Below are 25,593 nucleotides of genomic sequence, written 5' to 3'. Positions count from 1 at the left end.
TCCGCTAAAAGCCAGTAAACCAACCAAAATAAGAAAGGCAGCATGGAATGGTGATTTTAGGAGCGAGATTTTCTTTGGTTAAGAGATTTAACAAAGCTTAATCCCGCCCTGGGACCAATGGGTGCCTACCGATGTTGATTATCAGCCCGATGTTGGTGGGGGACTTACAGGTATTGCTGGTTGGTTATGCCTTAATCGACTCCCTCTGCTTATCTGGTTTGTGCTCGCACTGACCAGTTTTGCGATTGCGGGTTATATGGTCAATTTTATCAGTTTGAGTGTAATAGGCATTCTGCTGCCGCAACTGTTTACTCTTCCTATTGCTGTTGTTGCGAGTGCCTTTGCTTGTCGGTATCTAGGAGGATTCCTTGCCGACCACTTACCTAAAAATGAATCGAGTGCGATATCGCTAGACGACCTAAGCGGTTATGTCGGCACTATCACTTTAGGTTGTGCAATAAAAGGTATGCCCTCCGAAGCCGTTGTCCGCGATAAACATCAACAAAAACATTATGTTTTAGTCGAGCCTGAAACGTCAGGGATCGAGTTTACCTCAGGCACCCAAGTGGTGCTCCTCAGACGTGAAGGCCGAGTATGGTCTGCAACACGCTTTGATAGTTAATTTTGAAAGTCGTAATTTAATCGAGAAGGAAATCAAATGGATGTACTAAATAATGTAACGAATTCAAGCTATTTTTTCTTGCTGATTGCCGCAATGGTTCTGGTTGGCCTGACCGTGATCGGGCTGATTTTTGCCAAGCTGTATAAGCGTGCAACTAAAGAAATGGCTTTTGTGCGTACAGGCTTCGGCGGTGAGAAAATCATTAAAGATGGTGGCGCCATTGTGCTCCCCGTGCTGCATGAAATCATTTCCGTCAATATGAATACCCTGCGTATTGAAGTAGAGAAAACCCAAAAAGATGCCCTGATCACCAAGGACAGAATGCGGGTCGATGTAAAAGCCGACTTCTACCTGCGTGTAGCGCCCAATTCCGAGGGTATTTCCATGGCGGCGCAAACCCTAGGTACACGCACTACCCGAGTGGAAGAACTTAAAAAACTAATGGAATCAAAGTTTGTTGATGTGCTGCGTGCTGTGGCTGCAGAAATGACCATGACCGAAATGCATGAGCAGCGTGCCGATTTTGTACAGCGCGTACAGAATAACGTGGCCAACGATCTTGAGAAGAACGGACTGGAACTCGAATCCGTATCCTTAACTGGATTTGATCAAACTGATTTACAATTTTTTAATGAAAACAACGCGTTCGATGCTGAAGGTCGCGCTCGCCTTGCGAAGATTATCGAAGAGAAACGTAAAGAAACCAACGATATTCAACAGGAAAACCGCATTAAGATCGAGCAGCGTAATTTAGAGGCCGAAAAAGAATCCCTAGAGATTGAAAAGTCGGAAGAAGAAGCACGCTTGATCCAGCAGCAATCCTTAGAATTTAAACGTGCCGATCAAAAAGCGGAAATCATAAAGCAAAAAGAAAATAAGGCCCGTGAAGAGCGCGAAGCTGAAATTGCTAAAGAGCGTGCTATCGAAACCGCCCAAATCGAAAAGACCAAAGATATTGAAACCCGCGAGATTGAAAAATATAAGTCCATCGAGCAATCACGCATTCAACAGCAAAGAGATATCGAAGTTTCCGAGCAGGAAAAACGTATTGCGGTTGCGGCTAAATCGGAAGAAGAGTCCGCAGCCCGTGCACGTGCCGCCGAAGCTGAAAAACTGAAAGTTGAGAAAGAAGAAGCGGTTATTACTGCGCGCCAAGTGGCCGAAGCAAATCGTCGTAAAGAGATTGAAGTGATTGATGCCCGTAAAGAGGCTGAACGTGATGCGGTGGGGGTAACAGTTCAGGCTGAAGCTGAAAAACGTGCCGCCGAAGACAGATCGAGCGCGATTTTGATTGAAGCGCGCGCCAGTGCCGATGCGAAGAAACTGCAGGCCGAAGCGGATGAAAAAGTGTATGCCGTTGAAGCTGCGGGTAAACAAGCCCTATACGAAGCTGAAAACGTGCTGAGTGATGAGCAAATTGCCCTACAAAAATCCCTCGCCATTCTTAAAGCGCTACCTGAAATTGTCGCACAGGCGGTTAAACCGCTGGAAAATATTGAAGGGATTAAAATTCTTCAAGGTTATGGCACAGGGAATCAATTTACTGCGGGCAGTGAAGGCGTTCAACATCAAGGTGGTATCGCTGAGCAAGTAACCAGTGCAGCATTAAACTATCGCGCTAATGCCCCCGTTGTGGATGCCATGTTAAGAGAGTTAGGTTTAGTGCATGGTGAGTCAGGGACGTTAAACGACCTGCTAAATGGCAATAATACCCTCACCACCGAAGCCTTAAATGTGGTGAAATCCGCTAACACTGGCCTGAATGGTTATAGTCAAACACTGGTAGTTGATGGTCAAAAACGTGATTAGTTTAGGCGGGCTAGTATCACAGAGCTAGGTGCCACTCTTTGGGGTTACAGCTATTTTGTCGATATTACCGTTTAAACTGATTTTTAATGAAGATAGCCGCTCACTATTGTGAGCGGCTATCTTTTTAGGACTATTACCTAAGGTTTAGCGAGTTACTTGTGCACCTTATCAACGCCAGAAGAGCGACCTTCAGCATGGCAAACGGCGCATGATTCTTGTCCTGGTTGATAAATTCTACCGCCGCTGGCATCACTTTGATAAACACCACCAAAGCTACGCGCATGGACCGCTAAACTATCAAGTTCGGTATGACATGCACCGCAGGTTGCTAGGGTTGGTGAATATTCAGCAATTTGCCCTTTGTTGACCGCACCAGGTGTGGCAACTAATAGCGATTGTTGTTCACTCAGCCCGCTAAGATCCAATAGGCCTTCGCTATGGCATGCACTGCAATTATTTTTAGCATTTGGATTGGTCAGTTCTGGGCGTGAGTTGCCAAAACCTACAACAGTACGAGTACCCGCATGCAGTGAGTGCACCATTTCCCTATAGCTTAAGGTGTTGTTGATTGTCCTATACGGCTTGATTTGCTCAGCCCCTGGGGTATGCATTAAGTTGGCATTGAGATACATCACTGCATCAGCATTATGACAACTACGGCATTGTCCGTCAGTCAATGCTGTTGATGTTTGAGGCGCATGGCAGGCACCACATTGGCTATCAGGCTCAAACATGCTGCCCAACTGATGCGCAGAAAGGACTCTATCCTCTAAGCCTTTATCATGGCATTGGCGACAGGCATTTTCGTCGGCTTTAGCCTTAGTAGTAACCGCATTACCGGGCAATGTCAGTGAATTAACGGCACTGAGACTGACCTCCTGATTAGCAATATCGCAATTAACGGCAAATCCGGTATTTTTATCAGCACAAAGCACAAGCTTACTGTAGAGCTGGGATTGGGCTAAATTACCAAAATCCACAGTGGAAAGCTGAGCAACTGTGACCTTTAATTGATTTGAACCCGCGATGCTCAATGAGACATTTGGGTCATTTCCCAAAAGGTTCCATACTTTACGTTGCCCATTGTTCACCGGCAGATTAGCGTTATCGGTCTGACCTGTCGCAATCAACCAGAAAGATTTTATCATAGGTTGAGTGGCTGGCAGTTGATCCAATTGTTCCACTTGCAAAGTGACTTCAAGGGTTTGAGCTTCAGTATTAAGCTGTGAGCTCAAAAACTTAACTTGATAATCACTTGCCAATTTTTCCGCAGTTTTAGTTTGGGCATTATGGAATAAGCCAACACCTTGGGGATTATTGCTATCAGGATGGCAACCACTGCAACTCAGTGCCCATGCGTTCGCAAAGAGCTCCCTATTGTGGAATAGGCCTGCAACAGTGCCATTCCAGTCTGCGGGGATCTGCTCGGTATGGCAGTCAAGGCAGGCGGTTTTACTGGGGATATTGTAATTATCAGTCTGGGCTGTAGCACCGGAAATATGGCACTGTTGGCACTGTTTCATATCACCGGGATAGGTGATATTTGAAAAGTCATATAGCTGTCCTTTATAACCCACCACTTGATATTTTGCTTGATGGATTTGATGTGTCAGCGTCGCCATATCGAGGCTATTACCTGTTTCCGGGTCGCCCGAATAGCTTGTATGACACACGACGCAGCCTTCATAGGCAAAGCGCTTACTACCATGCATCAGCAAGCGGGTATCCGTGTTGGCTAGATCGTCATTATGACAGCGAAAACAGGCTTGTTCTGGCGCGATCACAATTCGTCCTTCATCGGCCGTTGCAGCTTGTCCTGTTGCGGGAATAAAGTCGTATACGCTGTTGATCAACTGAGTTTCGATAGGACTGTTTGCAAGAGGTTTTAACTCTAGGTAAATCCTATGGGTGCGTTCAGGTGCGTATTGAGTATCTATCCCCGAGAGTTGGGGGTAGGCCGTCAAAGGTTGACTGAAAGTGTAACGGTATTGACCATTGCCCAGTGAGGTCAAACAGTCAGTTTTACAGCTACTTTCGATACTCGCTTGCCATTGGGTGGCGGCGTTTACCTGAGCATTTGTAGCAGGTTCCACTTGTTTATTGATATAACTTGTCCACTGCAGAGCTGGATCTGTAGTGCCCTGAGCTTCGGTGCTTATGGCTGTTTTGGCTTGATAGTGAGCCTGTGGTGGGGCCAATTTGGCAATACCTACACCTAAGGTATCGAGATCTTTCAGGCTTTCTAACCCTGTAACAGCAATACCATTAGCGTTGCTCAAGAAGAAATCAACTTGAACTTGAGTTTTGCTATCAATCGTTACATTTTCAATCGTTGCTTTAAGGGAGTTAGCCTGCTCAATGGCAATGCTCACAGTGCCTGGCGGGCCTTCTTTACCATCGTCACCATCGGAACAGGCTGTCATTAGACAGACTGCCATTGCGATTGGCGTAAATGCTATCCATTGAGAACGGGTATTCGTTTTCATCATTTTCCATTCCTTTTTAATTAGATTCTGTCGGGACTCTAATCGGAATGTATGCTTTTTAGATATTAACTCAGTTATTAACCAAGTTGCACTTAATTAACATGAATTAATTTGTGTATTTGATTTTGTATGTCGATAACTTGAACTTAGGCTTTATTGATTTTTTCGATATTCTTAATTGTTAAACTTTATTTCTTAATTCTTAAATGAGTTACTTTGATGTAGATCTTGCTTATTGATTTAATAAGTACCCAATATGGGTAAATGTGACACAGGTTAAGAATCAAAGGGATAATTACTTTAGCATAAATTGTCGGGAATCAAAGTGTATGCATATTTTAATTATATTGCTTTGACTAATAAAGGATCAAATATGATTACCAGAAGAGGAATGCTTAAAGGCAGTATGGGCGTTGCTGTCGGTACGGTTTATAGCGGAACATTGGTGAGTTTTCTTACCGGTTGTGGCAGTGACAGTAATAGCCAAGAAGTCGTAGAAGTCATGCCAGGTGGACTAATGGTGGTAAACCCTACGGTTTGCGTTAGCTGCAGACGCTGTGAAATTGCCTGCGGTTGGAACCATGAGGGGGATAGCAGCCCCACGCTAGCCCGCGTCAAAGTAGAAAAAAATATGAACTATGGCCCACATGGTGTGCAATTCGACTATGAAACACAGCGAGGAGAGTGCGGCGATAAAACGGTTGTTCCTTCAACCTGTCGTCACTGTGAAGTGTGTACTGAAGTCTGTCCGCAGAAAGCTATTTCGACTAATGAACAAACTGGCGCAAAAGTTATTGATGAAGAACTTTGTGTTGGATGTGGTTACTGTGCAGATAAGTGCCCTCAGCAAGTCATTAAAGTTGTTCGCAGCAAAATGAAAGCCGTGAAATGTGATTTATGTAACGGTAAACCTGCCTGTGCGCAAGTTTGCCCTACAGGTGCAATTAAATTTTATAACTGGGAAGAGGCTGAAGCTGCATTAGAACAATATGAAAAATATACCGGCTTAGTTTCTTAAATTCAGGAGAAGTAATATGAGTGATAAAATTGGCGGGTGGGCTGGTAAAGTCCTAAGAGTTAATTTAACAACTAATAATATATGGTATGAACCAATAGATAAATATTATGATTATATTGGTGGTATGGGAATTGGATATAAAATTCTTTGGGATAATCATAAAGACAATATAACCGCAATCGATCCAGATAATATTATTGTTCTTTCCGCGGGGCCTTTAACGGGTTCTGGGGTGATTTGTACCGGACGAACCACAATAACCTCTAGAAGTCCCGTTATTGAAAAACATCTTATTGCAGATGGTCATTTTGGTGGGCATTTTTCACCTGCGATGAAATTTGCAGGATTTGATGCTATTGCGATAGAAGGCAAAGCCAGCAGCCCAGTGTGGCTGAAAATTGTGGATGATAAGGTCACGATTGAACCTGCGGATGCCTTGTGGGGTAAAGGGATATTCGATACCCATGCCATGATTGCTCAAATGATGGGGCCTAATGCTCAGGTTGCCGCCATTGGGCAGGCAGGGGAAAACCTTGTACCTCTTTCAGTGATCATGACGCAAGGTGGACACTCTGCGGGTGGTCATGGCTCGGTCATGGGGTCAAAAAACTGTAAAGGGATCGGTATTATTGGGACTGGGTCAGTTAAGATTGTCGCCAATAATGAAAAAATGCGCGCATTAGATGACCATATTTTAGGCATTATCGGCGCCAATAATAATGGTGTAGTCCCTTCAACACCGCAGTCTTGGGCCGAATACTCCGCGCCGATTAGTCGTTGGAAAGCAAGGCCTGGACTTAAGTGGGGAGCCGCCGATCAAGAAATCGATCTTGGTGAGGTGCCATGGAACGAACGTAACCGCATTGGTTTCCGTACTTCGATGGCAGAAAGTTATATTGGTGTTGAATATGCCAATAAATGGATGAAACGTACTGGCGGCTGTCATTCATGCCCTATTCGTTGTTTCTGTGAACTTAAAGTCCCTGAACTGAAGAGTAAATATGGTCGTAAAACCGAACATATATCCAACGTCTGTATGGGATTCCTCGTTCCACAGTACTTAATGGGTACCAAAAATGGCTCAGAAGCACACGCTATGGCGGGCGCTTTAGGGGCACACATTCTCGATGACTATGGTATTTGGTGTAACTATGGTTCCATTTCTCATCTGTTTAAATTCTTAAAAACAAAGGATATGTTTAAGCATCTATTACCTGAAGATGAATTTAACAGCATTCCTTGGGAACTTTGGGATAACCAAGATCCCGCGTTCTTACTTGACTTTTATCGCCGTGTGGCCTTCAAAGAAGGTGAAATTTCCCATCTGGCCGATGGTTTATATGACGTGATCAAACGTTGGGGATTAGATGGAACCAATCCAGCATTAGGTTATTGGGATATTCACAAAGAAAGCGCCACTAAGGTATTCAATAAGAAAACCAATGCTGCCGTGCACCATGCCAGTGAAACTGCGGGTCAGGTCGGTACGTTAATTAACGTAGTCTTTAACCGTGATGCCCAGTGTCATTCTCACATAAATATCGTTAACAGTGGTTTACCACACGATATGACAGTCGCTATTGCCGAGAAAAAATGGGGTGAAGGTGCGTTTGATAAAGTCAAGTGGTATACCCCAATCAATGCGGCTAAGGTCCGTTTTGCAAAATGGTCGCTGGTTAAAAACGTGTTACATGACTCTTTGACACTCTGTAACTGGATGTTCCCACTGCTGGCTTCACCGGATAAAAATCGTAACTATGAAGGCGATAGTACCATTGAATCGCAGATGTTCAGTTTAGTGACAGGGATTGAAACCACTGAAACTGAATTGGACTTTAAAGCGGAAAGAGTACTGCATTTACATCGAGCCTTGACCATATTGCAAATGAATGAAAGCAATATGCGCGAAGAGCATGATGTGCTCAGTGACTGGGTTTATGATTTGGATCCAGATAAAAACTTTGGTCAGGAAGGCACTATCAAGATGGATCGTGCCGATATGCAAAAGGCACTGGATATGTTCTATGAAGCCTTTGGCTGGGATATTCAAACAGGAGCACCAACCCGAGCTACGCTCGATAAGTTTGGTTTGGGTTTTGTTGCCGATAGATTAGCGGCACGGGGCTTATTACCGAGTTAAAAACTATAGTTGAACACTATGATTGAACTTGTGGGATATATCAGAGTATTCAGTCAGCACGGGCGTTTAGTCACGGCGGAGCAAATTACCGCCGTGGCTGGACTCGAGTGGGATTGTAGCCAAACAGTTAGCCGTTATATTAGTTTGATCCTCAATGGGGATTACGCGGATATTCAGATGCGACTATCGGGTAAAGATCATTATTTTTATTCCGAAAAGTTCATCGTCGAACGCTATGCTGAACAGTGGTTAGCCCTTAATCGTGGGGAGGATCTTGAGGCCATTGCCGCTCAGATCCGACGCAACAGTTGCCGTCATACTGCGGTGTTTGAGGAAAGTGTACTGACCTTCGCACCCTACCATTATGATGAACTCAAGCTGGCGAGTACCCGAGATCAGTTGCCACAGCAGGCCGGAACTGAGGATATTTTTTACGCTGTGGATAATCAGGGTAAAGGTTATTATTACTCTACCCAAGGATTGAGCCACAGTTATGCTGAAGTTCTGGCTAATTACGATCCCTATGAGTGGTCATACTGATGTTAAGTCATGATCCTCGCTGAGTTATAGAGTGCCTAATTGAGTGTTTTGGCTTATATAACTACTATAAATAAGCGCCTACGGGCGCTTTTTTACTGGAATAAATTTGTAGTATTTGGTTGTTACCTTTGTCACTGCAAGGGGAGTAAAGTGGGGAGGTGGATCAGAGCGATATTCCAAACTTTCATTTAGAAACTATCCCAATAAAAGGAGTTTACCATGGCCAAAATTTTGATCATCGCGGGTGATTTTGTCGAAGATTACGAGTTAATGGTGCCGTTTCAGGCCCTGCAAATGGTAGGGCATCAAGTGACCGTTGTTTGCCCTGATAAAATCGCCGGACAAACCATTAAAACTGCAATCCATGATTTTGAAGGCGACCAAACCTACACCGAAAAGCCAGGACATCTCTTTGCTCTAAATGGCGATTTTGCGAAGGTGAGTGCCAATCATTTCGATGCTTTGTTGTTACCAGGAGGCCGAGCGCCAGAATATTTACGTTTAAATCCTTTAGTGCTGAATTTAGTTAAAGCATTTTCGGAGCAAGATAAACCCATGGCGGCCATTTGCCATGGTGCGCAGTTGTTGACGGCGGCAGATGTTGTTGCTGGTAAAAAGGTTTCAGCCTACCCCGCATGTGCTCCCGAAGTGAGGCAAGCTGGCGCTGAATATTGCGAGATTGCAGTAACGGAAGCTATTACCGATGGCAAGCTTGTCACCGCACCCGCTTGGCCTGCGCATCCTGCATGGCTCGCACAATTTAATAAGTTGCTTAGCTAACCTAATATGATTTAGCTTGGTTTTATGGCATAACAGTTCGGGTAGACACCTAAGGGGAGCAAGAGTGTGTGTGAAATCTATTCTGGCGCCGAACCCGAACTGTTCGAGCTTAAAACCCGCTCAATTCGTATCGATGGCGTCGTCACCAGTGTGCGTCTTGAAGCGGTTTTTTGGCAAATAATAGAAGATATCGCCGATGAAGCCGAACTCAGTGTGGCCGCCTTTTTAACCCGCATCTATCGCGAAGTGTTAGCTCGCCATGGGCGAGTGGCTAATTTTGCCTCTTTGCTGCGAGTGGCGTGCACAACCTACTTAAATGAGGGGAAACGATTAGTATTGAACCCTAAAACTGTCAGTCCACCTAACAAAGCGAGCAATGCATAGGATTTGCTAGCTTGCTCCTGAATTTTGAACCGACCAGTTTAAGGCCAAATAGTTACCAGGAATGATTGCACAGCATTTATATTTTCTAAGGTTTTTATGATCTTAAGCTAATAGTTGGCACAATGCTGGTAGCTGATTATCTGGGTAAATTTGGTAGGTTTTATGGTGCTTAATTAAGCTGGATTTTTTATTACCTTGGCTTAGCAATAAACCGTGAGATAAGGCGATGCGCGTGAGTTGTTGCTCATCGGCACGAACATATAAATTAATTGGCTTAATGAGCTGATTATCTTTGATATGTTGACTAAACTCTTTTGTATCAATTACTAAGCTAGATTGACCCTCGGCATCGAGTTTCAGCTTGGCGGTGATTTCAGTATCAGTAAACACCAACCAATTAGCCTGTTTAAGTTCATCGATCATAGCGTTTAATGCGGTGCCTAAAGCTTGTTCTGTTGTTTCAACGGCTTGATATTGGTGCACAATACGTTCTAATAAATGCTTAAGGTTGGCACCAGCGCCTTGACTGCGTGCCAAACGTATCCATGCCGTTAAGTCATCGGCGACGAGTTTAGAAAAGCGTTTTTCTTTAAGGGACTCGACCATCCAATTGCACAAAAAATGGCTTTCCTGCGCGGCTGTGCGTTGGGCTTTCTTGGTTTGTGCTGAAGCGGTTAAATCGGCTATTCCCGCAAGGGCGAGTTCGAGCACAGCTTGATTATAGGTTTGAGAATTCATTATGACTCCGCCGCGGGCTAAAGGGATTTATCTCATTGAACTTGGGCGATATTGATTGCGGCGCAGCTAGTTTAACAAAGCAGTCGTTAAACCGATAATGATTCTTGTGAGCCGCCCATCTTCTAAGCCACTTATTGTGCTGAGGTCACTAAACTTGAGATCGAAGCTATTTGCATATTAGGCTCTTAATTTAGTTTTAAAAGAGCGGCAATTACAGAGAATTCTTACAAGTGTGTTCAGATAACCGTACAAATGTTATATAGATTAGGTTGGGGTCGTTGATATATTCAGAGCTATAACCCTTTGTATCCTCTTGTGATTCCAGCATAATATTAAGGCGATTAAAAACGAGTGAAGTGGTATCGCACTGTAGCATGATATTTTGCAATAAATCTTCAATAACGGGGAGCTGTAAATGGATAAGGGATTATTTAAAATATTAAAGAAAATCTATTTTAAGAAGTCATATATCAAAGGCGAAAACGGATATATGCAAAGAATAGATAATGGTGACAAGTTTGATTGCGATTCGGGGACAACACACTATTCCAATTGCAGTTTATCGAATATAGAAATACTGGCTCTTGAACAGAGTGGTTATCCTGTTAATGAGATTGTAAAATATACTCATGATGAATGTATTCACGCTTATAAAGCGTTGCTCGAGCATCCTCATCTATCAATTGAAAACTTACTCGCAGCATATATATGTGGTTTTTCAAGTTTTCCGAGGGGAAGACAACCCATATTAAGTTATTTATTTGCCCAAGCGGTTCCTGAACATAAAATGATCAACGATGGAGATGTTTGCCCCGTTTGCTCAATAAGAAGAAATGTTTGGATAGAAAAAGGACATAAAATATTCAGCTGCTATGCTGGGAGTGTATGGAACGAAAGATGGTGTGTAATCTTGTTGAATTAGAAGAGTTTACTACCATTCCTCCTTGTACTCCTACACAAGTGGATATCAGCATATTTACCTCATTAATTGATATGATCCGCCAAGCACCTCAAGATGAAACACCTGGAAAATTAGAACAACGCATCAAAAAAGCAAAAATTATTCCTAATTATGAAAAGTATAATTTTCGCGGACAACTAATGGTGTTAGCTGAATTGGGTATTATGCCAAATCCCTATGTAAAACCTTTATATGATGGATTTACCCATTTCACCGATATCTGTAATATAAAATATCCAGGAAGTAGTCGCTCGGATATTATTCTTCCACTGGCTGGTTGGCGTGGCGCAAATAGTATAGATGAAACAAGGCTTCAAGCGTTATTTGGTAACATTATGCAGTGAGATAATATGCAGTGAAATAAAAAGTTGTGAAGTTTATATGTGAGTGAGTATAAAAAAGCGCCCAGATATGGACGCTTTTTTAAGCAGATACTATCAGTACTGACAAATACTTATAAATTAAATCAACTGATGATTATTTTAGTTTTTTGGCCTTGCTCGGTGCTTGACCAACCTTCATTTTTACGCGGCGGCCTTGCATGTTTTTCTCTGCCGCAACTTGAGCGCCAACGTTGTCAGTTCTTTGCTGTTTCTTGGCAAAGCTGCGGCGGGTCTGCAGTTGTTTTAATAGCAACTCGCGGCTACCCACTTCATAACCTGGTACTGTGACGCGGCGAATTTGTTGACCAATCAATTTTTCGATATCGGCTAACGTACGCTCTTCTTCGCGGCTTACAAATGAAATAGCAACCCCTGTTTTACCCGCACGGCCAGTACGACCGATACGGTGCACATAATCTTCGGCGAGGAAAGGTAAGTCGTAGTTAACCACGTATTCAAGGCTTGGAATATCTAAACCGCGGGCGGCGACTTCGGTGGCGACTAACACTCGTACATCACCAGCAACAAATTCGCGTAGGGCACGGCGACGGCTACCTTGGCCTTTTTCTCCGTGGACCACTTCAGAGGGAATGCCATCTAAATTTAATTCTTTGACTAAGGTATCGGCGGCATCGCGTGTTGCGGTAAAAACCAATACCTGTTGCCAGTTTTTCTTACCGATAAGCTCAGAAAGTAACTCGCGTTTACGGCGTTGTTCTACCGGATAAACGACTTGGCTTACGGTATCTGCGGTGGTGTTTTGCTTATCGACGCTGATCACCTGCGGTTTAACCATCATATCGTTTGCCAGCTTTTTTACTGCGCTGGAGAAGGTGGCTGAGAACAACAAGTTTTGACGCTTTTTATTTACTGCTTGCAGAATTTTTTGAATATCGGCGCTAAAGCCCATATCCAGCATACGGTCGGCTTCATCTAGGACTAAAAAATCGACGTTTGATAAGCTTAAATTACAGGCTGTTAAGTGTTCGAGTAAACGACCTGGGGTCGCGACTATAACATCGGCACCGCGTTTCAGCTTTTGCGCCTGCGTCTCTATCTTTACGCCGCCGTAAATAGTTAACACGCTGAAGTTTAAATATTTACAGTAAGCCGTGACGTTATCTGCCACTTGAGCGGCAAGCTCGCGTGTTGGTGTAAGAATTAATACGCGCGCATTCGACTTTAAGGTTTCGCTTGGGTTTTCCACCATCTTTTGTAGGATCGGCAGTGCAAAGGCGGCGGTTTTACCTGTACCCGTTTGGGCACTGGCAAGCACGTCTTGACCGCGGCGGATGGCGGGTATCGCTTGCTGCTGAATAGGCGTCATTTGTTGATAACCGCAATCTGAGATAGCGCGCAAAATCTCGGGGGAAAAACTAAAAGATTCAAATCTCATTTTGGATTCCTATCATTCACTTATTCAAACACTCAAGCGCCAAAGCGTTTACTCTGCTTAACTGGTCCGATATTTTCTATTGGTGTTAGCAGTAAGGCACTGGCTTGCTCATTCTTCCACTCAGATTCATAAGAAAAATGGCGGGCGCGGAGTATAGCAAAATTTCAGGTTAAAACCTGTACTTTTTAACCTGTTGGGATTTTATCTGTAATGACAGGGACTCTGTGCATTATGTTTAGGAAATAATCGCGCCCTAGAATGGCTCTTCAAATGGTATGCAATCTTATCTATCGCCAATCGCTAAGGTGTAGCCCCAATATCCCATTAAAAAATATAGGGGCTCATCAACACGTCCTAGCCAAAGGCGCTGCGTAGACCTCGGGCTTTTTCAGCATTGTGTTTGAGGTTATTTGCGGCATCACTAATTTGATGGGTTGCAGCGAGGTTCTCTCTGCTGGCTTGGGTGATTGAATGAATATTACGAGTGATTTCATTAACTACCTGACGCTGCTGATTGGCCGCAACGGCATTTTGTTGGGCGAAGTTGTGAATTTCGCTCACCTCTTGATAAAGAGTATTGACATTATCGGCTGAAATTTGAATATCGCTGGCGCAAAGCTCCGCTTGCCTACGACTTAGCTCCATTTCTTTTGCCCAAGCATTCAGCATGTTAAACATTTTATCTATACTGCGAGAAATGCTGTTGGTTGATAATTGTGTTCGGCTTGATAGGGCGCGAACTTCATCGGCAACGACAGCAAAACCACGTCCTTGTTCACCCGCACGGGCGGCTTCAATAGCGGCATTGAGGGCGAGCAGGTTAGTTTGCTCAGCAATAGAGTCAATTTCCCCCATGGCATTGGCAACCCGTTCAGCTTCTTTATTTAATTGATGGGCGTTATTGGCCGCATCGGCAACGGATTTAGCTAATAACTCAACTTTTTGAGTATTGGCCTTCATATTGGCGCTGCTTTTAAGGCAAAGCTCATAGGCCGTATTGATATTTGTTGAGGTTAGGTGGGTGTTTTGGGCGACTTCGGTGATGGTTGAATTCATTTCCTCCATAGCGCTGGCAAGCTGTTCTAGTTGGTTTTTTTCTTGATCTAAACTCACATAGGTTTGTTCTGTGGTTACAACTAACTGATCTGAAATGATATGTAATTGATTAGCTTGATCTTGGGTACGACCAAGCACGCCATTCATTTTGGCTTGTAGCATAATTAGCTGGAAATCGAGAATCGAAGAGGTATCTGCACCAGAATAAATATAACGACTTATTGAGTCATATTTTTCTTGCATTTCCATGAGCTTAGCAGGAATACGAAAGGCCTCGTCATAGAAGATAGCTAAATTTAGCGTCATCAGCACGGCTCCCGCAATGATCACGCCCCAGCCCCAAAAATAACCCGCAATCAGCAAGCCTGTAGAAGCTACCACTGCGGAGACTAAGCGTTTTTGCATCAAACTTAAGGGCTTATGAATGGGTTTATCTTGTTTAAGTCTCTGATAAATATGGGTAGCTTTAGTCACATAGGGGGCTTTAGGTTGGATGCGAACTGACTGATATCCCACGATAGTACCGTTTTCAAATAACGGTGAGACAAAAGCATCGACCCAATAGAATCCCCCATTTTTACAGCGATTCTTCACTATGCCCCGCCAAGATTGGCCTGATTTAAGCTTTCCCCACATTTCTTTAAAAGCGGCACTTGGCATATCGGGATGGCGAACCATATTGTGGGGACTACCCATCAGTTCTTGGGCAGTATAGCCAGAAACTTCGACAAAGCGATCATTAACATAGGTAATAATACCGCGGGTATCCGTGGTAGATATGAGTTCATCTTGTGGCGTTAAACGTATTTCTTGAGCGGTATGCTCCATGCTGATGAATCGATGTGCTGTTGCGTTACTCTGGCTCATGTAGTGTGTCCATTCAAGGCCGATATTGTGATTTAGGGTGTAAATAGGTGTTTAACTATGCGCTAGCGCTCATTGTCGCCAGCTTATTGTGTGATAAGACTATCATTTTTGTGTGGGTATTAGGAGAGTGGTTTTCCACTTTGTCCCTGTGATAATCAATTATTTGTCATATTTGTAAGTTATTGCAAAATAAAAAGTTTTTACTGTTTTAAATTGGCATTCAAACGAGCGTTTATGCTGTTAATTTATCAATTTCAGTATTTTCTATATAGGCACTTTTATCGTTGTTCATTTGAGTAAAAGCTCGCGCTAGCTTAAGTGAAAATCAGGTTGCGACATATTGGACTTATGTCGCGGATTTCCCCGCTTTTTCAGCCAGTAAGAGGCAATTGACTTGACTGTTGAAGGCAAAGTAAACACTTTGAGTCAGTCTTAGTTGATGGTTTTATTGAAATTAATCATTAAGTTGAAGTGCTATTCCAAACCTCTTTAGATAAAGGTTTAAGGATGATGGCGCAACAGATAGGGTATCAGCGGTTGTAAAATAAACATGACAACAACCCCTTAAGCTTATTGGCTTAAGGGGTTTAGCGTTGGTCAATTATTGGCAGAAGTCGCTTAAATGGCTTTTGTTGCCTGCGCCAGCCAAGTGAGTTCGTCCCCCGACATGAGTGGTGAGAGCGTGTTGAACACCTTTTGATGATAGGTATTGAACCAATTGATTTCACCCTGGGTTAACAGGCTCTTATCAATAAGACGCGAATCCATGGGAATTAAGGTCAGGGCATCGAACTCATAAATTTCACGTTCAGCCCCCTTAAGCGCTTCGCAGTGCTGGACTACCACTAGGTTTTCGAGCCGAATGCCAAAACTATCTGCACGGTAGTAACCGGGTTCATTTGAGAGCACCATCCCCGGCATTAGTGCGATAGCGTTGACATTTTTACCAATGCGCTGCGGACCTTCGTGCACACTCAAGAAATGACCCACGCCATGGCCTGTGCCATGGTCATAATCAAATCCATGCTGCCATAGATATTGACGGGCAAAGGCATCGAGTTGTTGACCTGTTGTGCCTTTAGGGAAGCGAGCTTGGTCTAAGGCGATATGACCTTTTAGCACAAGAGTGACCATTTTCTTTTGTTCATCGGTCACTTCACCAATCGCAATGGTACGGGTCACATCCGTGGTGCCATCAATATATTGAGCTCCAGAATCCACTAAGTAGATGCTATCCATGGTCATCATTGCTGGTGTGCCATTGTTGTGATTGTAATGACACATAGCGGCATTGGGGCCCGCCGCTGAAATGGTATCGAAACTTGGCTGGCGATAACGCACATCCTCAAGGCGGAAGCTTTCTAATTTATCAGCAAGCGTGGCTTCATCGTGCATACGCTTAGCGGTAACTTCGGCATCTAACCAAGCAAGGAAGCGACTCACTGCAACGCCATCGCGGATATGGCTGGCTCGCATGTCGGCAAGTTCAGAGGCATTCTTTTGTGCTTTAGGTAGCGAAACAGGATCGATTCCGGCAATTAAGTTAGCCCCCGCATCACGGGCGATATTTTGGGCCCAAGCATTGGCTGAATTAGGATCGGCTAGCAGTTTTACGCCTTTTAAGCTGGCGAGTGTGTCGGCAAGGTCTACCTCAGCTTTAAAACTGACACCTTGACCTACATGGGCTTCGATACCTTGGGGTAATTTAGCTAAATCGGTGTAAAGCGTCATATCACCATTGGCGTGCAGTAGGGCACTGCCTAGCACTACGGGTAAACGAGGTACATCGTTGCCACGAATATTGAGCAGCCAACAGAAGGAATCTAAGGCAGCGATTAAGGCGACATCGGCCCCCGCTTTTTTGACTAAGGCGCCAATTTCAGTGCGTTTTTGTAGACTGGTTTTGCCTGCACTATCGTTGCTAAACAGGGTGATTGGTGCGCTTGATGGTGCGGGTCTTTCTTGCCAATGTTTGTCGATTGGGTTTTGCTCAACCGCGACTAAGTCTATTTGTGCCTTACCTAAGGTTGCTTTGGCATTTTCATACCAAGCTAAGGTGTGTAAACGGGCATCAAACCCCACACGGGAACCTGCTGGGAGCGTGTCGCATAACCATTCAATTTGCGGCGTGTCGGTTAGGCTCTCGTAACTGAATAATGTTGCATCGACCTGCAAACGAACTTGGACGGTATAACGACCATCAGTAAAAATAGCTGCCTTATCTTTCAGTACGATAGCCATACCTGCCGAACCTGTGAAGTCCGTCGCCCAGTATAAACGCTCGTTATGTTCTGGTACGTATTCCCCTAAATACTCGTCGGCACGTGGAATGATAAACGCATCTAAATGGGTGCTGGTGAGTTCGCGACGAATAGCATCTAGGCGGCTGGCTATCTTGTTTGACATAAGGGCTCCAAGTTGGACTGCATTCACTGCGAGTCGGTTAGGCGTGGCTCGCCTAAATTCTGTGTTGTTATGGATGAGCTAACGAGCAAGGATTATCGCAAGCTGAATGATAAGGATGCAAGGGCAGCTGATAAGGGATTTTGTATACAATCGTGAATGAGCCTTGCAGGTCAATATCCACTATTTCAAGATTGAGTGTGATCTTAGTAAAAAATTCACGAATAATTGACACGGAAATCACTAAATCATTAAAAATAGGTCCTTATAAATTAGCAACTTAAGTTTTATTCAATCGCTAGTGTTTATCCATTATGCTAGCATTCGCCATCTTCGCTCGGGGTCAGAGGGGAGCATATGTATCAGTGGAGTTGGCGATGCAAACACTAACAATAGACGTGGGCGGCAGTAAAGCCCTGTTTGAACTTCAGCTAGCGGGGCATACAGAACAATATAAAATCCCCACAGGTGAAGGCTTTAAAATTGAAGACTTAAATAACCAAATCGCAGCACTTGAACGCGATTACGATTTACAGAATTACCAATTAGCGATAGCTGTGCCGGGACTGGTACAACATCATCGTTTGGTTTCCTGTAAATCGATACCCGGACTCAATGGATTGAGTATGGAAACCGTAAAAACCCAGGGAAAGCTTAAGTTTATCTGCAACGATATTGATGCGGGGATGCAAGCTCTCTGTGATGCTAAATATGCCTGTGAATTGCTGGTCATGTGTGGCTCTGGGATTGGTATGTCGATCGCTTTCAATGGACAGGTATTTACGGGGGCAACAGGCGTCGCGGGTGAATTAGGACATTGCCGTGTAATGTCTGAATCGGGTGAGTTTAGTTTGGAGCAACTTGCTAGCGGTGATTCAGTGCGTAGTCGTAAAATCACCACTCAGGAGGATTTGTATCGTGCGGGCAGTTATCTCGGTATGGGGCTGGCTTGGGCGGTTAACTTGCTAAACCCTAATCGTATATGGTTAGCGGGCGGCATGATGCATAGTGCCCCCTATTATAAAGGGTGCCTCGATAGCTTAAAGCGCATGGCACTGGTTGCTCCTTTAGCTGAGATGAAAACCCATCGAGTCGATGATATGGAAACCTTAGTCTGTCGCGGGCTATCTGTTATTTTAGCGCGGGATTTTTCACCAACTTAACCCAGTAAATAAAAAGCCCAGCGTAAATACTGGGCTTTAACTATCCGTGACTGTCGTGGATGTGTCTTGTTTTAATTAATCTTAAGTAATTCCACATCAAAAATTAACACTGAGCCGCCAGCAATCTTGCCCGTGCTGCGGTTACCGTAGGCAAGTTCACTTGGAATAAAGAAACGTACTTTATCACCGGCAACCATAAGTTGTACGCCCTCGGTCCAACCTTTAATGACGCGATTAAGTGGAAAGGCAATTGGCTCGCCGCGATCAACCGAACTGTCAAACACAGTACCGTCGATCAAAGTGCCGTGGTAATGCACTGTCACTGTATCGCTGGCCTTGGGATGAACTGTACCATCGCCCTTGGTTAATACTTGATATTGCAAACCTGAAGCTGTGGTTATGACGCCTTCTTGAGCTTTGTTTTGCGCTAAAAACTCATTGCCTAGACGAATATTTTCTTGAGCCGCTTTTTGGCCATTCATCGAGGTAAAAAAGTAAAAAATCACCCCAGCGATGACCACAATGGCAAGTAACATTTTCATATACAGAGCACCTTAGTTAATTTATGTCATGTTATCAGGTTTTTAGGTTGCGAGGCGATGGTATTTTTAGCATTGCCAGAGCTATTGGCTTATTCTCAATAAGCGAGGCGCTGCTCATCATAAAAATAGTCGTGGCCGGGGTTTTAACGCTGTTATCGCTTGTGGCTCCATCTTGCAAAAATCCCCAAAAGGTCAACCGTCTTAGATAAACATATCCATAGCACCGGTTTGTATGCCATAAGCCAGCACGGCTAAGTTGGCGATAATGGTGAGATAAAAGACATTCCTAAAAGAGGCTTTTACCGATTTGTGGCGTAAGAGGTTTTGTGCAAATAGCGCGCCTGGCCAGCCGCCCATGAGTGCGAGTAGATGTAATGTGCTTTCTTTAGTACGCCATTTGTTACGTTTTGCAGCGGATTTATCGATGGCATAGGCGATAAAGGTCAGTAGACTGAGAGTGAAGTACACGCCCACTATTCCAATCGGTAACATATGCCACAATGCGGCGCCTACGATAAGAGTGAGAAACATAAGTCCCAATAACACAGGTATCAGGCTTGGATGTGTACTCGAGGTTCTGGCCTTGGGCGCGCGGTTATTTATCCGTTTAGAGAGTCGTTTATTAGTCATTTTCTTCTATATCGTTAGTCGATTTTTGTTGTCGCAAGCGCTTTTTTAAACGCGAGGTAGCGCCAGAGTTTCTCCAACGGTCCTTGCTTGAAATAGCGTAAATAAAGGCTGGCTAATAGCAGTTGCACCACGGAATAGACTATCGCCATTAGCATATAGCCCCATCTATCTAGGCTTAAAAGCAACTCGGGGGCGAGGTGCCTAAACACTAACACACCGACGATGGATTGCAGCATATAGAGGCTAAAGGCGAGTTTGCCTACATTTTGTAATGGCTTGAGTATCTTAGGGCTATTCTGGCAGACCTTAACCATAATATGGATGTAAATCAGCGCCATAGGGATCGCACTTAGCATAACCAAAATATCTGAGAATGCGACTAAAATGGGCCTTTGTGTTAAGGCTAATATTGTATCAAGCAGTGATAGTGCTACGCTTGCTAGCACCAGCTTCACTAGCACTGAGGTGCTAAAACCTTGCTCAAAAGCCCCCTGCTGATATAACGCCATGCCGAGTAGCATCAAGCCCGCAGTAAACCACATTAGGGTAAAAGGGATCACCAGCGCCATGTAGCCGACTTGCATCAAATGCAGTAGCAGTTGGTCTGCGTAGCTTGAGGTCCATGCCGTGTATTGCTGTGCAAATAGACTCGATTCTCGGGTAAACAGTTTATCGCTACCGGCAAGGCTAATCAGCGTAATGATAACTAAAGCGCTTAAAATAAATATATTCGCTTTGCGCTTAAGGGCTTCAATACTTAACTCTTTGTAACACAGAGCTAAAAATCCACTGATCCCATAGGTGAATAAAATGTCACCTGGCCAAATGATAATGCCATGGATTAGACCAAATACAATCAGCCAGCCTAAGCGTGAGCGAAGTAGGGGATAGGCGTTTAAGCCTTGGGCGGTAAAGCGTTGGTACTGAATGTAGAGCCCTACTCCAAACAAGATAGAAAACAGACTGATAAAGCGACCTTCGATAAAAAAGTTACTCAATGCTTCGATAACTTGATCCGATAGCAGCGGCTTTTCGTGGGGTGCATAGCCAAAAAAACTAATACCCATAAAATAGATATTCATAAAAAATATCCCTAACACAGCTAAGCCGCGAATAGCATCGAGGTTGGCATTGCGTTGTGTGGGTATAGCGATAGTGTTGATTGGCTGTGTTGGTTTCGAAGGCGTTGACCAAGGGTCGTTAGTTACGCTTGCTGGCATGTTAGCTGAGTTCCTTTCGCTAGTAGACATGTTTGACTTTTTGCTCTGATTTGGGAGGGCTAGCCTAGCAGGCACTAACCCTCAATGAATTATAGATAACGTAGAAAGTGAAATTATAGACGGCATAAAAAGTGGCAGAGAAAACTGTAGACTAATTATTCGCCGATATCTTCGTTCCAGAGCTTGGGATTGCTGGCGATAAAGTCCTGCATTAGTTGTTTGCACTCGGCATTATCGACCACAGTGACATCCACACCGCGGGATTTTACATAGGCTTCAGGCCCTTGGAAGGTGGTGTTTTCACCGACGATGACTTTTGGTATGCCATAAAGTAATACTGCGCCGCTGCACATATCGCAGGGCGATAGGGTGGAATACAAGGTCGCTTTTTGATACTCGGCGGCGCTAAATCGGCCGGCATTTTCGAGGCAATCCATTTCGGCATGCAGCACTGAACTGCCTTTTTGTACCCGTTTATTGTGGCCGCGCCCGACGATTTTACCATCGATCACTAATACAGAACCAATGGGAATGCCACCCTCGGCCAGTCCTTGTTTTGCTTCTTCAATAGCCGCGGCTAAAAATTCATCCATCTTGATATCCTTAAAATATGAACCATGGGTATTGAGCTCAGCATAGCACTAGCTTGGGAGACTATCTAAATGGTTTTAATTTGTTGCTTCAATAAGTCCCTCAGACTATCGAGAATTGGCAGCGAAGCCATTTCTGGCCGATAAATCAGGCAGATATCGGCGGGGATTATTTGTTTTAACTTAATAAACTTTACCCTAGGCCAAGGCTGTGATGCATAACTTTGCGGCACTATGGATACCCTGTTATCGCCAGCGATGATGGCCATCAAGCTATTGGGCTCGACCATTTCCTGTACTAATTGCGGCATGAATCCTTCGACCTGACAACTGGCGATAATCAAATCGCTGGAGGCGGAATTGGCACGACTGAGTAAGGTAAAAGGTTCGTCCTTGAGTTCAATTAAGTCGATGCTTTTACGTCTGGCTAAGGGATGTTTATTTGCCAGCGCTAATACCATTGGTTCGCTGGTGATGGTTTCGGCGAGAAGGTGCGGCAGATTTAAGGTGTCGGCGTAGCGCACTAGGCCAAGGTCGATTTCTTGATGCGCTAAGGCGACCTTTTGAGTTTCGGGTGATAACTCTTTAAAAATCAATTTATTATCATGATGTTGCTTGCGAAAATTCTTCAGTATGTCGCCAAATCCCATCCAAAACAGCGAGCTCATAATACCAATCCGAATATGGTTTCTATCGAGTCGCCCAAGCTGAGCCACTTGCTCCAATGAGGCATTCACTAGATCGAATATCTGCTCGCACTTTTCTCTTAACAACTGGCCATAGGGCGTGAGTTCGACTTGCCGAGTGCTGCGGGTGAACAGCTCGACGCCAAGGAGTGACTCCAACTCTTTGATTTGTGCGCTCAGCGGGGATTTCGATAAATGCAGTTGCTCGGCGGCAGCGGTAAAGTTTTTCACTTCAGCTACCCGATGAAAGTACCGCAGCATCTTCAAGGTGACGAGTTCAGGTGCGTTTATCTTGCTCATCTTAGGCTCACCATTTTCTAGTTATTGTCATTTTTATCAGCACAATAGTGCGATTAATCGCGATTATTTGCAACCCTAATCCCGCTTATACTGAGGTCGCTTACTCTTTCATTCCTTTGCTATGAGGTACCTTGTATGAGCCATGATCCTGTTATTAATGCCCTTGCGACGATTCTAGCCCGTAAACCGAATTTCTCTCCCCGTGCAGCTATGATTTTGGGATCTGGACTTGGCGCGTTTGCCGATAATTTAGATAACAAAGTAGTGATCCCCTATGAAGAGTTAGACGGTTTTCCTGTGAGTACCGTCGTCGGCCACTCGGGAGAGCTAGTGCTCGGCAGCTTAAATGGCGTAGATATAGTGTGCATGAAAGGCCGCGGGCATTTTTACGAGCACCAAAGCATGAAGGTGATGACGACACCTGTGCGTACTTTCAAACGTTTAGGGTGTGAATTGTTACTCGTGACTAACGCTGCGGGGTCATTACGGCCAGAGCGGATCGGCGTGGGCTCTTTAGTGATTTTCAACGATCACATCAACACTATGCCGGGCACGCCTATGACTGGCGCAAACGATGATAATTACGGCCCACGGTTTTTTAGCCTAGCCAATGCTTATGATGAAGACTTGAGAACAGAGGCCTTACGTGTTGCGAAAGCCGCAGGCATTGAAGTGAACCAAGGGGTCTTTGTGTCTTACTCTGGCCCTTGTTTTGAAACCGCGGCCGAAATCCGCATGATGCAAATTATCGGTGGCGATGTGGTGGGTATGTCTGTGGTGCCTGAGGTGATTTCGGCGGCGCATTGTGGCTTGCCCGTGTTGGCTGTGTGTGCCATTACCAATATGGCCGAAGGACTGGGAGATGTGCAGTTATCCCACGAACAAACCTTAAAATGCGCCAAGCTTGCCGAAGCCGACTTTATCCGGCTGATTGAGTGTTTTACCGCTAGCCATTTTGCTTAACATTTTGCATAACTGGGCTGCTATATCGCGATATGGCTGCTATTTTAAAGCTCGTATTTAACAGTTCGTATTTAAGAATTTTGGATTTAAAAGTTCGTGCTTAAACGTGAGCGAGCAAGACGCCGCACACTTAAGCTTACCGAATATTTTAACGAAAAATGGCTGAAGGTTAAAAAGTAACAGGGAGCTTAGCTCCCTTTTTAGATCATGATATTAAGTGCACGTCTCGATTTAAATATCTTATTTCTGCGGCTTTTCAGATATCCACAACTTGATATGTCCCTTCACAACGACCACACCTTGAGTGTCGTAGGCGGTAACGAGGACGAGCATATCGCCGGGCACCCATTGTTCTGGCGTGACTTCGGCGACGCACAAAATATCGCTACCTGCCTTAGCCGTGTAATCCAAGCTCATTCCCTTTGGGATCCAACGCAAATGTTTGGGAACAGAGGCTTCTGCCATCACACCCATGGCCATTTCTAGGCCATTACAAATCGCAATCACATGCACCGTTTTGATATGGTTATGGACGGCATGGCGTTTTTTAATTAAACAGGCACAACGATTAAGTCGCAATTCAGTGATCAGGGGATTAATGGTGCCGAAATAGGGCGCCATGCGCGAAACCATAATGGAAAACAGTTTTTGACCGAAGGGATAACGGCGTGTCTTATGGTAGAGCGCGAGCACTTTATTGGGTTTTTGTTCTGCAGTGCTAGAAGAGTCAGTCTGGTTCATGGTCATCCCTAATAATGGTGCCCTTGATAATATGCAAAGGGGTATTGTTATCTTGAGTTGGTTCTAAGCTCAGCCTGGACTACTCTGGTCGGACGAGTGTAACATTAGGATAACAATAAATACCAGTCGAGTTAATTAAACAAACTTCATTTCGCGCTTTAGCACTTAACACCGTATAATTGTCGCTAATTTGTTGTATAACGACAGAATTCTTATTCAATAACAAGGACTCACAGTGAAATACTTGCTGACGTATTTTAAAGGAATGGCTATGGGCGCTGCCGATGTCGTGCCCGGTGTTTCTGGCGGCACCATAGCGTTTATTACCGGTATTCTCGATACCTTGCTCGACAGTGTAAAACGCATCAATCCTTCCCTTTGGGGCGTAATCAAGTCGCAGGGTATAAAAGGGGCATTTGCCCATATTAATGGTGGCTTTTTAGTGAGCCTGCTGGCGGGGATCCTCACCAGTATTTTTACCTTCGCTAAGTTAATTTCATGGTTATTGGCGGTGCATCCAATCCCGATTTGGTCATTCTTTTTTGGTCTAATCCTTATCTCTGTCGTGCATATGCTTAAGCAAGTGAGAGGTTTCACTGTGGCACGTTTAGGTTTATTTGCCTTAGGTGTGCTGGCTGCGTGGGCGATAACCGTGTTAAATCCAGTCGCGGTAGAAGCCAGTTACATGAATATCTTTTTCGGCGGCGCGATTGCGATTTGCGCTATGGTATTGCCGGGGATTTCAGGCAGTTTCATCTTATTATTGTTAGGTTTATATCCTGTGGTCCTCGCGGCCGCTAAAAATATTCAACTGGATATTTTGGCCTGTTTTGCCGCTGGCGCCGTGATGGGATTACTGACGTTCAGCCACTTATTGTCGGCGCTGCTGCGTAGATATCATGATGCTACTATCGTGTTTCTAACCGGATTAATGTTAGGCACCTTAGGTAAAATTTGGCCCTGGAAGGAGACGTTAACTTGGCGGACAAACTCCCATGGTGGGCAAGTTCCACTGCTGGAGCAGAATATTTCTCCCTTGAATTTTGAGCAAGTGACAGGTCAGCCTTCGCAACTCGCCTTTGCCATAGTGTGTATGTTAGCCGCGATTGCACTGGTTTGGGGTTTAGAGAAAGTGGGCAAAAGAGATTAGCCCTTTGTTACCTCAACATCATATT

22 protein-coding genes and 1 pseudogene are annotated in these 25,593 nt (G+C 44.5%); 12 read left to right on the top strand and 11 right to left on the bottom strand.

The features are described 5' to 3' along the window. Positions 1–109 precede the first annotated feature (109 nt). Both L2744_RS06015 and L2744_RS06010 read left to right on the top strand, forming a co-directional pair. Positions 110–622, top strand: a pseudogene (locus L2744_RS06015) (OB-fold-containig protein); the annotation flags it as partial. A 36-nt stretch (positions 623–658) separates the two neighbouring features. After that, a complete protein-coding gene (locus L2744_RS06010; protein WP_248991051.1) occupies positions 659–2,431 on the top strand; it encodes a flotillin family protein in 1,773 nt (590 codons plus the stop codon). Between the two features lie 152 nt (positions 2,432–2,583). On the opposite strand, the gene L2744_RS06005 is transcribed toward L2744_RS06010, so the two are convergent. Then, a complete protein-coding gene (locus L2744_RS06005) occupies positions 2,584–4,920 on the bottom strand; it encodes an OmcA/MtrC family decaheme c-type cytochrome (RefSeq protein WP_248991050.1) in 2,337 nt (778 codons plus the stop codon). A 370-nt stretch (positions 4,921–5,290) separates the two neighbouring features. Here L2744_RS06005 and L2744_RS06000 point away from each other — a divergent pair, with 370 nt between their 5' ends. From L2744_RS06000 to L2744_RS05980, 5 genes are all read left to right on the top strand, one after another. After that, positions 5,291–5,935, top strand: a complete 645-nt coding sequence (locus L2744_RS06000; protein ID WP_248991049.1) for a 4Fe-4S dicluster domain-containing protein — start codon at positions 5,291–5,293, stop codon at positions 5,933–5,935. A gap of 16 nt (positions 5,936–5,951) precedes the next feature. Next, complete coding sequence (locus tag L2744_RS05995; protein ID WP_248991048.1) at positions 5,952–8,075, top strand: aldehyde ferredoxin oxidoreductase; 2,124 nt, start codon at positions 5,952–5,954, stop codon at positions 8,073–8,075. Positions 8,076–8,093: 18 nt separating this feature from the next. Continuing rightward, the gene (locus tag L2744_RS05990; RefSeq protein WP_248991047.1) at positions 8,094–8,615 is read left to right on the top strand and encodes a YdhW C-terminal domain-containing protein; all 522 of its coding nucleotides are present in this window, start codon (positions 8,094–8,096) and stop codon (positions 8,613–8,615) included. A gap of 219 nt (positions 8,616–8,834) precedes the next feature. Further along, the gene (locus tag L2744_RS05985; protein WP_248991046.1) at positions 8,835–9,395 is read left to right on the top strand and encodes a DJ-1/PfpI family protein; all 561 of its coding nucleotides are present in this window, start codon (positions 8,835–8,837) and stop codon (positions 9,393–9,395) included. 66 nt (positions 9,396–9,461) lie between these two features. Then, positions 9,462–9,779, top strand: coding sequence for a ribbon-helix-helix domain-containing protein (locus L2744_RS05980; RefSeq protein ID WP_248991045.1), 318 nt, complete (start codon positions 9,462–9,464; stop codon positions 9,777–9,779). Between the two features lie 102 nt (positions 9,780–9,881). On the opposite strand, the gene L2744_RS05975 is transcribed toward L2744_RS05980, so the two are convergent. Further along, complete coding sequence (locus tag L2744_RS05975; RefSeq protein WP_248991044.1) at positions 9,882–10,517, bottom strand: DUF2913 family protein; 636 nt, start codon at positions 10,515–10,517, stop codon at positions 9,882–9,884. A gap of 415 nt (positions 10,518–10,932) precedes the next feature. Between L2744_RS05975 and L2744_RS05970 the strand changes: the two genes are divergently transcribed. Then, complete coding sequence (locus L2744_RS05970; RefSeq protein WP_248991043.1) at positions 10,933–11,439, top strand: hypothetical protein; 507 nt, start codon at positions 10,933–10,935, stop codon at positions 11,437–11,439. Continuing rightward, positions 11,403–11,822, top strand: a complete 420-nt coding sequence (locus L2744_RS05965; RefSeq protein WP_248991042.1) for a hypothetical protein — start codon at positions 11,403–11,405, stop codon at positions 11,820–11,822. The genes L2744_RS05970 and L2744_RS05965 overlap by 37 nt, the downstream gene beginning before the upstream one ends. A 133-nt stretch (positions 11,823–11,955) precedes the next feature. Here the strand turns inward: L2744_RS05965 and L2744_RS05960 are convergent, their stop codons facing one another. The 3 genes from L2744_RS05960 to L2744_RS05950 form a co-directional block, all read right to left on the bottom strand. Continuing rightward, positions 11,956–13,257, bottom strand: a complete 1,302-nt coding sequence (locus tag L2744_RS05960) for a DEAD/DEAH box helicase (RefSeq protein ID WP_220776534.1) — start codon at positions 13,255–13,257, stop codon at positions 11,956–11,958. A 354-nt stretch (positions 13,258–13,611) separates the two neighbouring features. Further along, positions 13,612–15,180, bottom strand: a complete 1,569-nt coding sequence (locus L2744_RS05955; RefSeq protein ID WP_248991041.1) for a methyl-accepting chemotaxis protein — start codon at positions 15,178–15,180, stop codon at positions 13,612–13,614. Between the two features lie 618 nt (positions 15,181–15,798). Beyond that, the gene (locus L2744_RS05950; protein WP_248991040.1) at positions 15,799–17,586 is read right to left on the bottom strand and encodes an aminopeptidase P family protein; all 1,788 of its coding nucleotides are present in this window, start codon (positions 17,584–17,586) and stop codon (positions 15,799–15,801) included. A 374-nt stretch (positions 17,587–17,960) separates the two neighbouring features. On the opposite strand from L2744_RS05950, the gene L2744_RS05945 reads away from it, so the two are divergent. Beyond that, entirely contained in the window at positions 17,961–18,746 is a 786-nt protein-coding gene (locus L2744_RS05945) for an ROK family protein (protein ID WP_248991039.1), read from the top strand. Positions 18,747–18,817: 71 nt separating this feature from the next. Here L2744_RS05945 and bamJ read toward each other — a convergent pair whose 3' ends face one another. The 5 genes from bamJ to L2744_RS05920 all read right to left on the bottom strand — a co-directional run bounded on the left by bamJ (position 18,818) and on the right by L2744_RS05920 (position 22,714). Next, complete coding sequence (bamJ, locus tag L2744_RS05940; protein WP_248991038.1) at positions 18,818–19,288, bottom strand: BamJ family beta-barrel-assembly machinery protein; 471 nt, start codon at positions 19,286–19,288, stop codon at positions 18,818–18,820. A 201-nt stretch (positions 19,289–19,489) separates the two neighbouring features. Next, complete coding sequence (locus L2744_RS05935) at positions 19,490–19,918, bottom strand: DUF1294 domain-containing protein (protein ID WP_248991037.1); 429 nt, start codon at positions 19,916–19,918, stop codon at positions 19,490–19,492. A gap of 14 nt (positions 19,919–19,932) precedes the next feature. Further along, positions 19,933–21,138 carry a DUF418 domain-containing protein gene (locus tag L2744_RS05930; protein ID WP_248991036.1) on the bottom strand — a complete coding sequence of 402 codons (1,206 nt, stop codon included), beginning with the start codon at positions 21,136–21,138 and terminating at the stop codon, positions 19,933–19,935. 155 nt (positions 21,139–21,293) lie between these two features. Next, complete coding sequence (locus tag L2744_RS05925; protein WP_248991035.1) at positions 21,294–21,731, bottom strand: nucleoside deaminase; 438 nt, start codon at positions 21,729–21,731, stop codon at positions 21,294–21,296. Positions 21,732–21,796: 65 nt separating this feature from the next. Further along, positions 21,797–22,714 carry a LysR family transcriptional regulator gene (locus L2744_RS05920; RefSeq protein WP_248991034.1) on the bottom strand — a complete coding sequence of 306 codons (918 nt, stop codon included), beginning with the start codon at positions 22,712–22,714 and terminating at the stop codon, positions 21,797–21,799. A 135-nt stretch (positions 22,715–22,849) separates the two neighbouring features. On the opposite strand from L2744_RS05920, the gene xapA reads away from it, so the two are divergent. Continuing rightward, positions 22,850–23,677, top strand: a complete 828-nt coding sequence (gene xapA, locus L2744_RS05915) for a xanthosine phosphorylase (RefSeq protein ID WP_248991033.1) — start codon at positions 22,850–22,852, stop codon at positions 23,675–23,677. A 240-nt stretch (positions 23,678–23,917) separates the two neighbouring features. Here the strand turns inward: xapA and L2744_RS05910 are convergent, their stop codons facing one another. Beyond that, entirely contained in the window at positions 23,918–24,418 is a 501-nt protein-coding gene (locus tag L2744_RS05910; protein WP_248991032.1) for a hotdog fold domain-containing protein, read from the bottom strand. 235 nt (positions 24,419–24,653) lie between these two features. Here L2744_RS05910 and L2744_RS05905 point away from each other — a divergent pair, with 235 nt between their 5' ends. Then, a complete protein-coding gene (locus tag L2744_RS05905) occupies positions 24,654–25,568 on the top strand; it encodes a polyprenyl-phosphate transporter (RefSeq protein ID WP_248991031.1) in 915 nt (304 codons plus the stop codon). Positions 25,569–25,593 lie beyond the last annotated feature (25 nt).

The organism is Shewanella profunda (assembly GCF_023283765.1).
GTDB classification, from domain to species: domain Bacteria; phylum Pseudomonadota; class Gammaproteobacteria; order Enterobacterales; family Shewanellaceae; genus Shewanella; species Shewanella profunda.
Note: the sequence above shows the minus strand (reverse complement) of the source record. Positions and strands in the feature narration are given on the sequence as shown.

Excerpts from the sequence above, each read along its gene's own strand:
- L2744_RS05975 (WP_248991044.1), bottom strand. The coding sequence starts at position 10,517 with ATGAATTCTCAAACCTATAATCAAGCTGTGCTCGAACTCGCCCTTGCG.
- L2744_RS05960 (WP_220776534.1), bottom strand. The coding sequence starts at position 13,257 with ATGAGATTTGAATCTTTTAGTTTTTCCCCCGAGATTTTGCGCGCTATC.
- L2744_RS05985 (WP_248991046.1), top strand. The coding sequence starts at position 8,835 with ATGGCCAAAATTTTGATCATCGCGGGTGATTTTGTCGAAGATTACGAG.
- L2744_RS05925 (WP_248991035.1), bottom strand. The coding sequence starts at position 21,731 with ATGGATGAATTTTTAGCCGCGGCTATTGAAGAAGCAAAACAAGGACTG.
- L2744_RS05920 (WP_248991034.1), bottom strand. The coding sequence starts at position 22,714 with ATGAGCAAGATAAACGCACCTGAACTCGTCACCTTGAAGATGCTGCGG.
- bamJ (WP_248991038.1), bottom strand. The coding sequence starts at position 19,288 with ATGAAAATGTTACTTGCCATTGTGGTCATCGCTGGGGTGATTTTTTAC.
- L2744_RS05990 (WP_248991047.1), top strand. The coding sequence starts at position 8,094 with ATGATTGAACTTGTGGGATATATCAGAGTATTCAGTCAGCACGGGCGT.
- L2744_RS05950 (WP_248991040.1), bottom strand. The coding sequence starts at position 17,586 with ATGTCAAACAAGATAGCCAGCCGCCTAGATGCTATTCGTCGCGAACTC.
- L2744_RS05965 (WP_248991042.1), top strand. The coding sequence starts at position 11,403 with ATGGAACGAAAGATGGTGTGTAATCTTGTTGAATTAGAAGAGTTTACT.
- L2744_RS05955 (WP_248991041.1), bottom strand. The coding sequence starts at position 15,180 with ATGAGCCAGAGTAACGCAACAGCACATCGATTCATCAGCATGGAGCAT.
- L2744_RS06000 (WP_248991049.1), top strand. The coding sequence starts at position 5,291 with ATGATTACCAGAAGAGGAATGCTTAAAGGCAGTATGGGCGTTGCTGTC.
- L2744_RS06005 (WP_248991050.1), bottom strand. The coding sequence starts at position 4,920 with ATGATGAAAACGAATACCCGTTCTCAATGGATAGCATTTACGCCAATC.
- L2744_RS05910 (WP_248991032.1), bottom strand. The coding sequence starts at position 24,418 with ATGAACCAGACTGACTCTTCTAGCACTGCAGAACAAAAACCCAATAAA.
- L2744_RS05930 (WP_248991036.1), bottom strand. The coding sequence starts at position 21,138 with ATGCCAGCAAGCGTAACTAACGACCCTTGGTCAACGCCTTCGAAACCA.
- L2744_RS05945 (WP_248991039.1), top strand. The coding sequence starts at position 17,961 with ATGCAAACACTAACAATAGACGTGGGCGGCAGTAAAGCCCTGTTTGAA.
- L2744_RS05970 (WP_248991043.1), top strand. The coding sequence starts at position 10,933 with ATGGATAAGGGATTATTTAAAATATTAAAGAAAATCTATTTTAAGAAG.
- L2744_RS05995 (WP_248991048.1), top strand. The coding sequence starts at position 5,952 with ATGAGTGATAAAATTGGCGGGTGGGCTGGTAAAGTCCTAAGAGTTAAT.
- L2744_RS05935 (WP_248991037.1), bottom strand. The coding sequence starts at position 19,918 with ATGACTAATAAACGACTCTCTAAACGGATAAATAACCGCGCGCCCAAG.
- L2744_RS06010 (WP_248991051.1), top strand. The coding sequence starts at position 659 with ATGGATGTACTAAATAATGTAACGAATTCAAGCTATTTTTTCTTGCTG.
- xapA (WP_248991033.1), top strand. The coding sequence starts at position 22,850 with ATGAGCCATGATCCTGTTATTAATGCCCTTGCGACGATTCTAGCCCGT.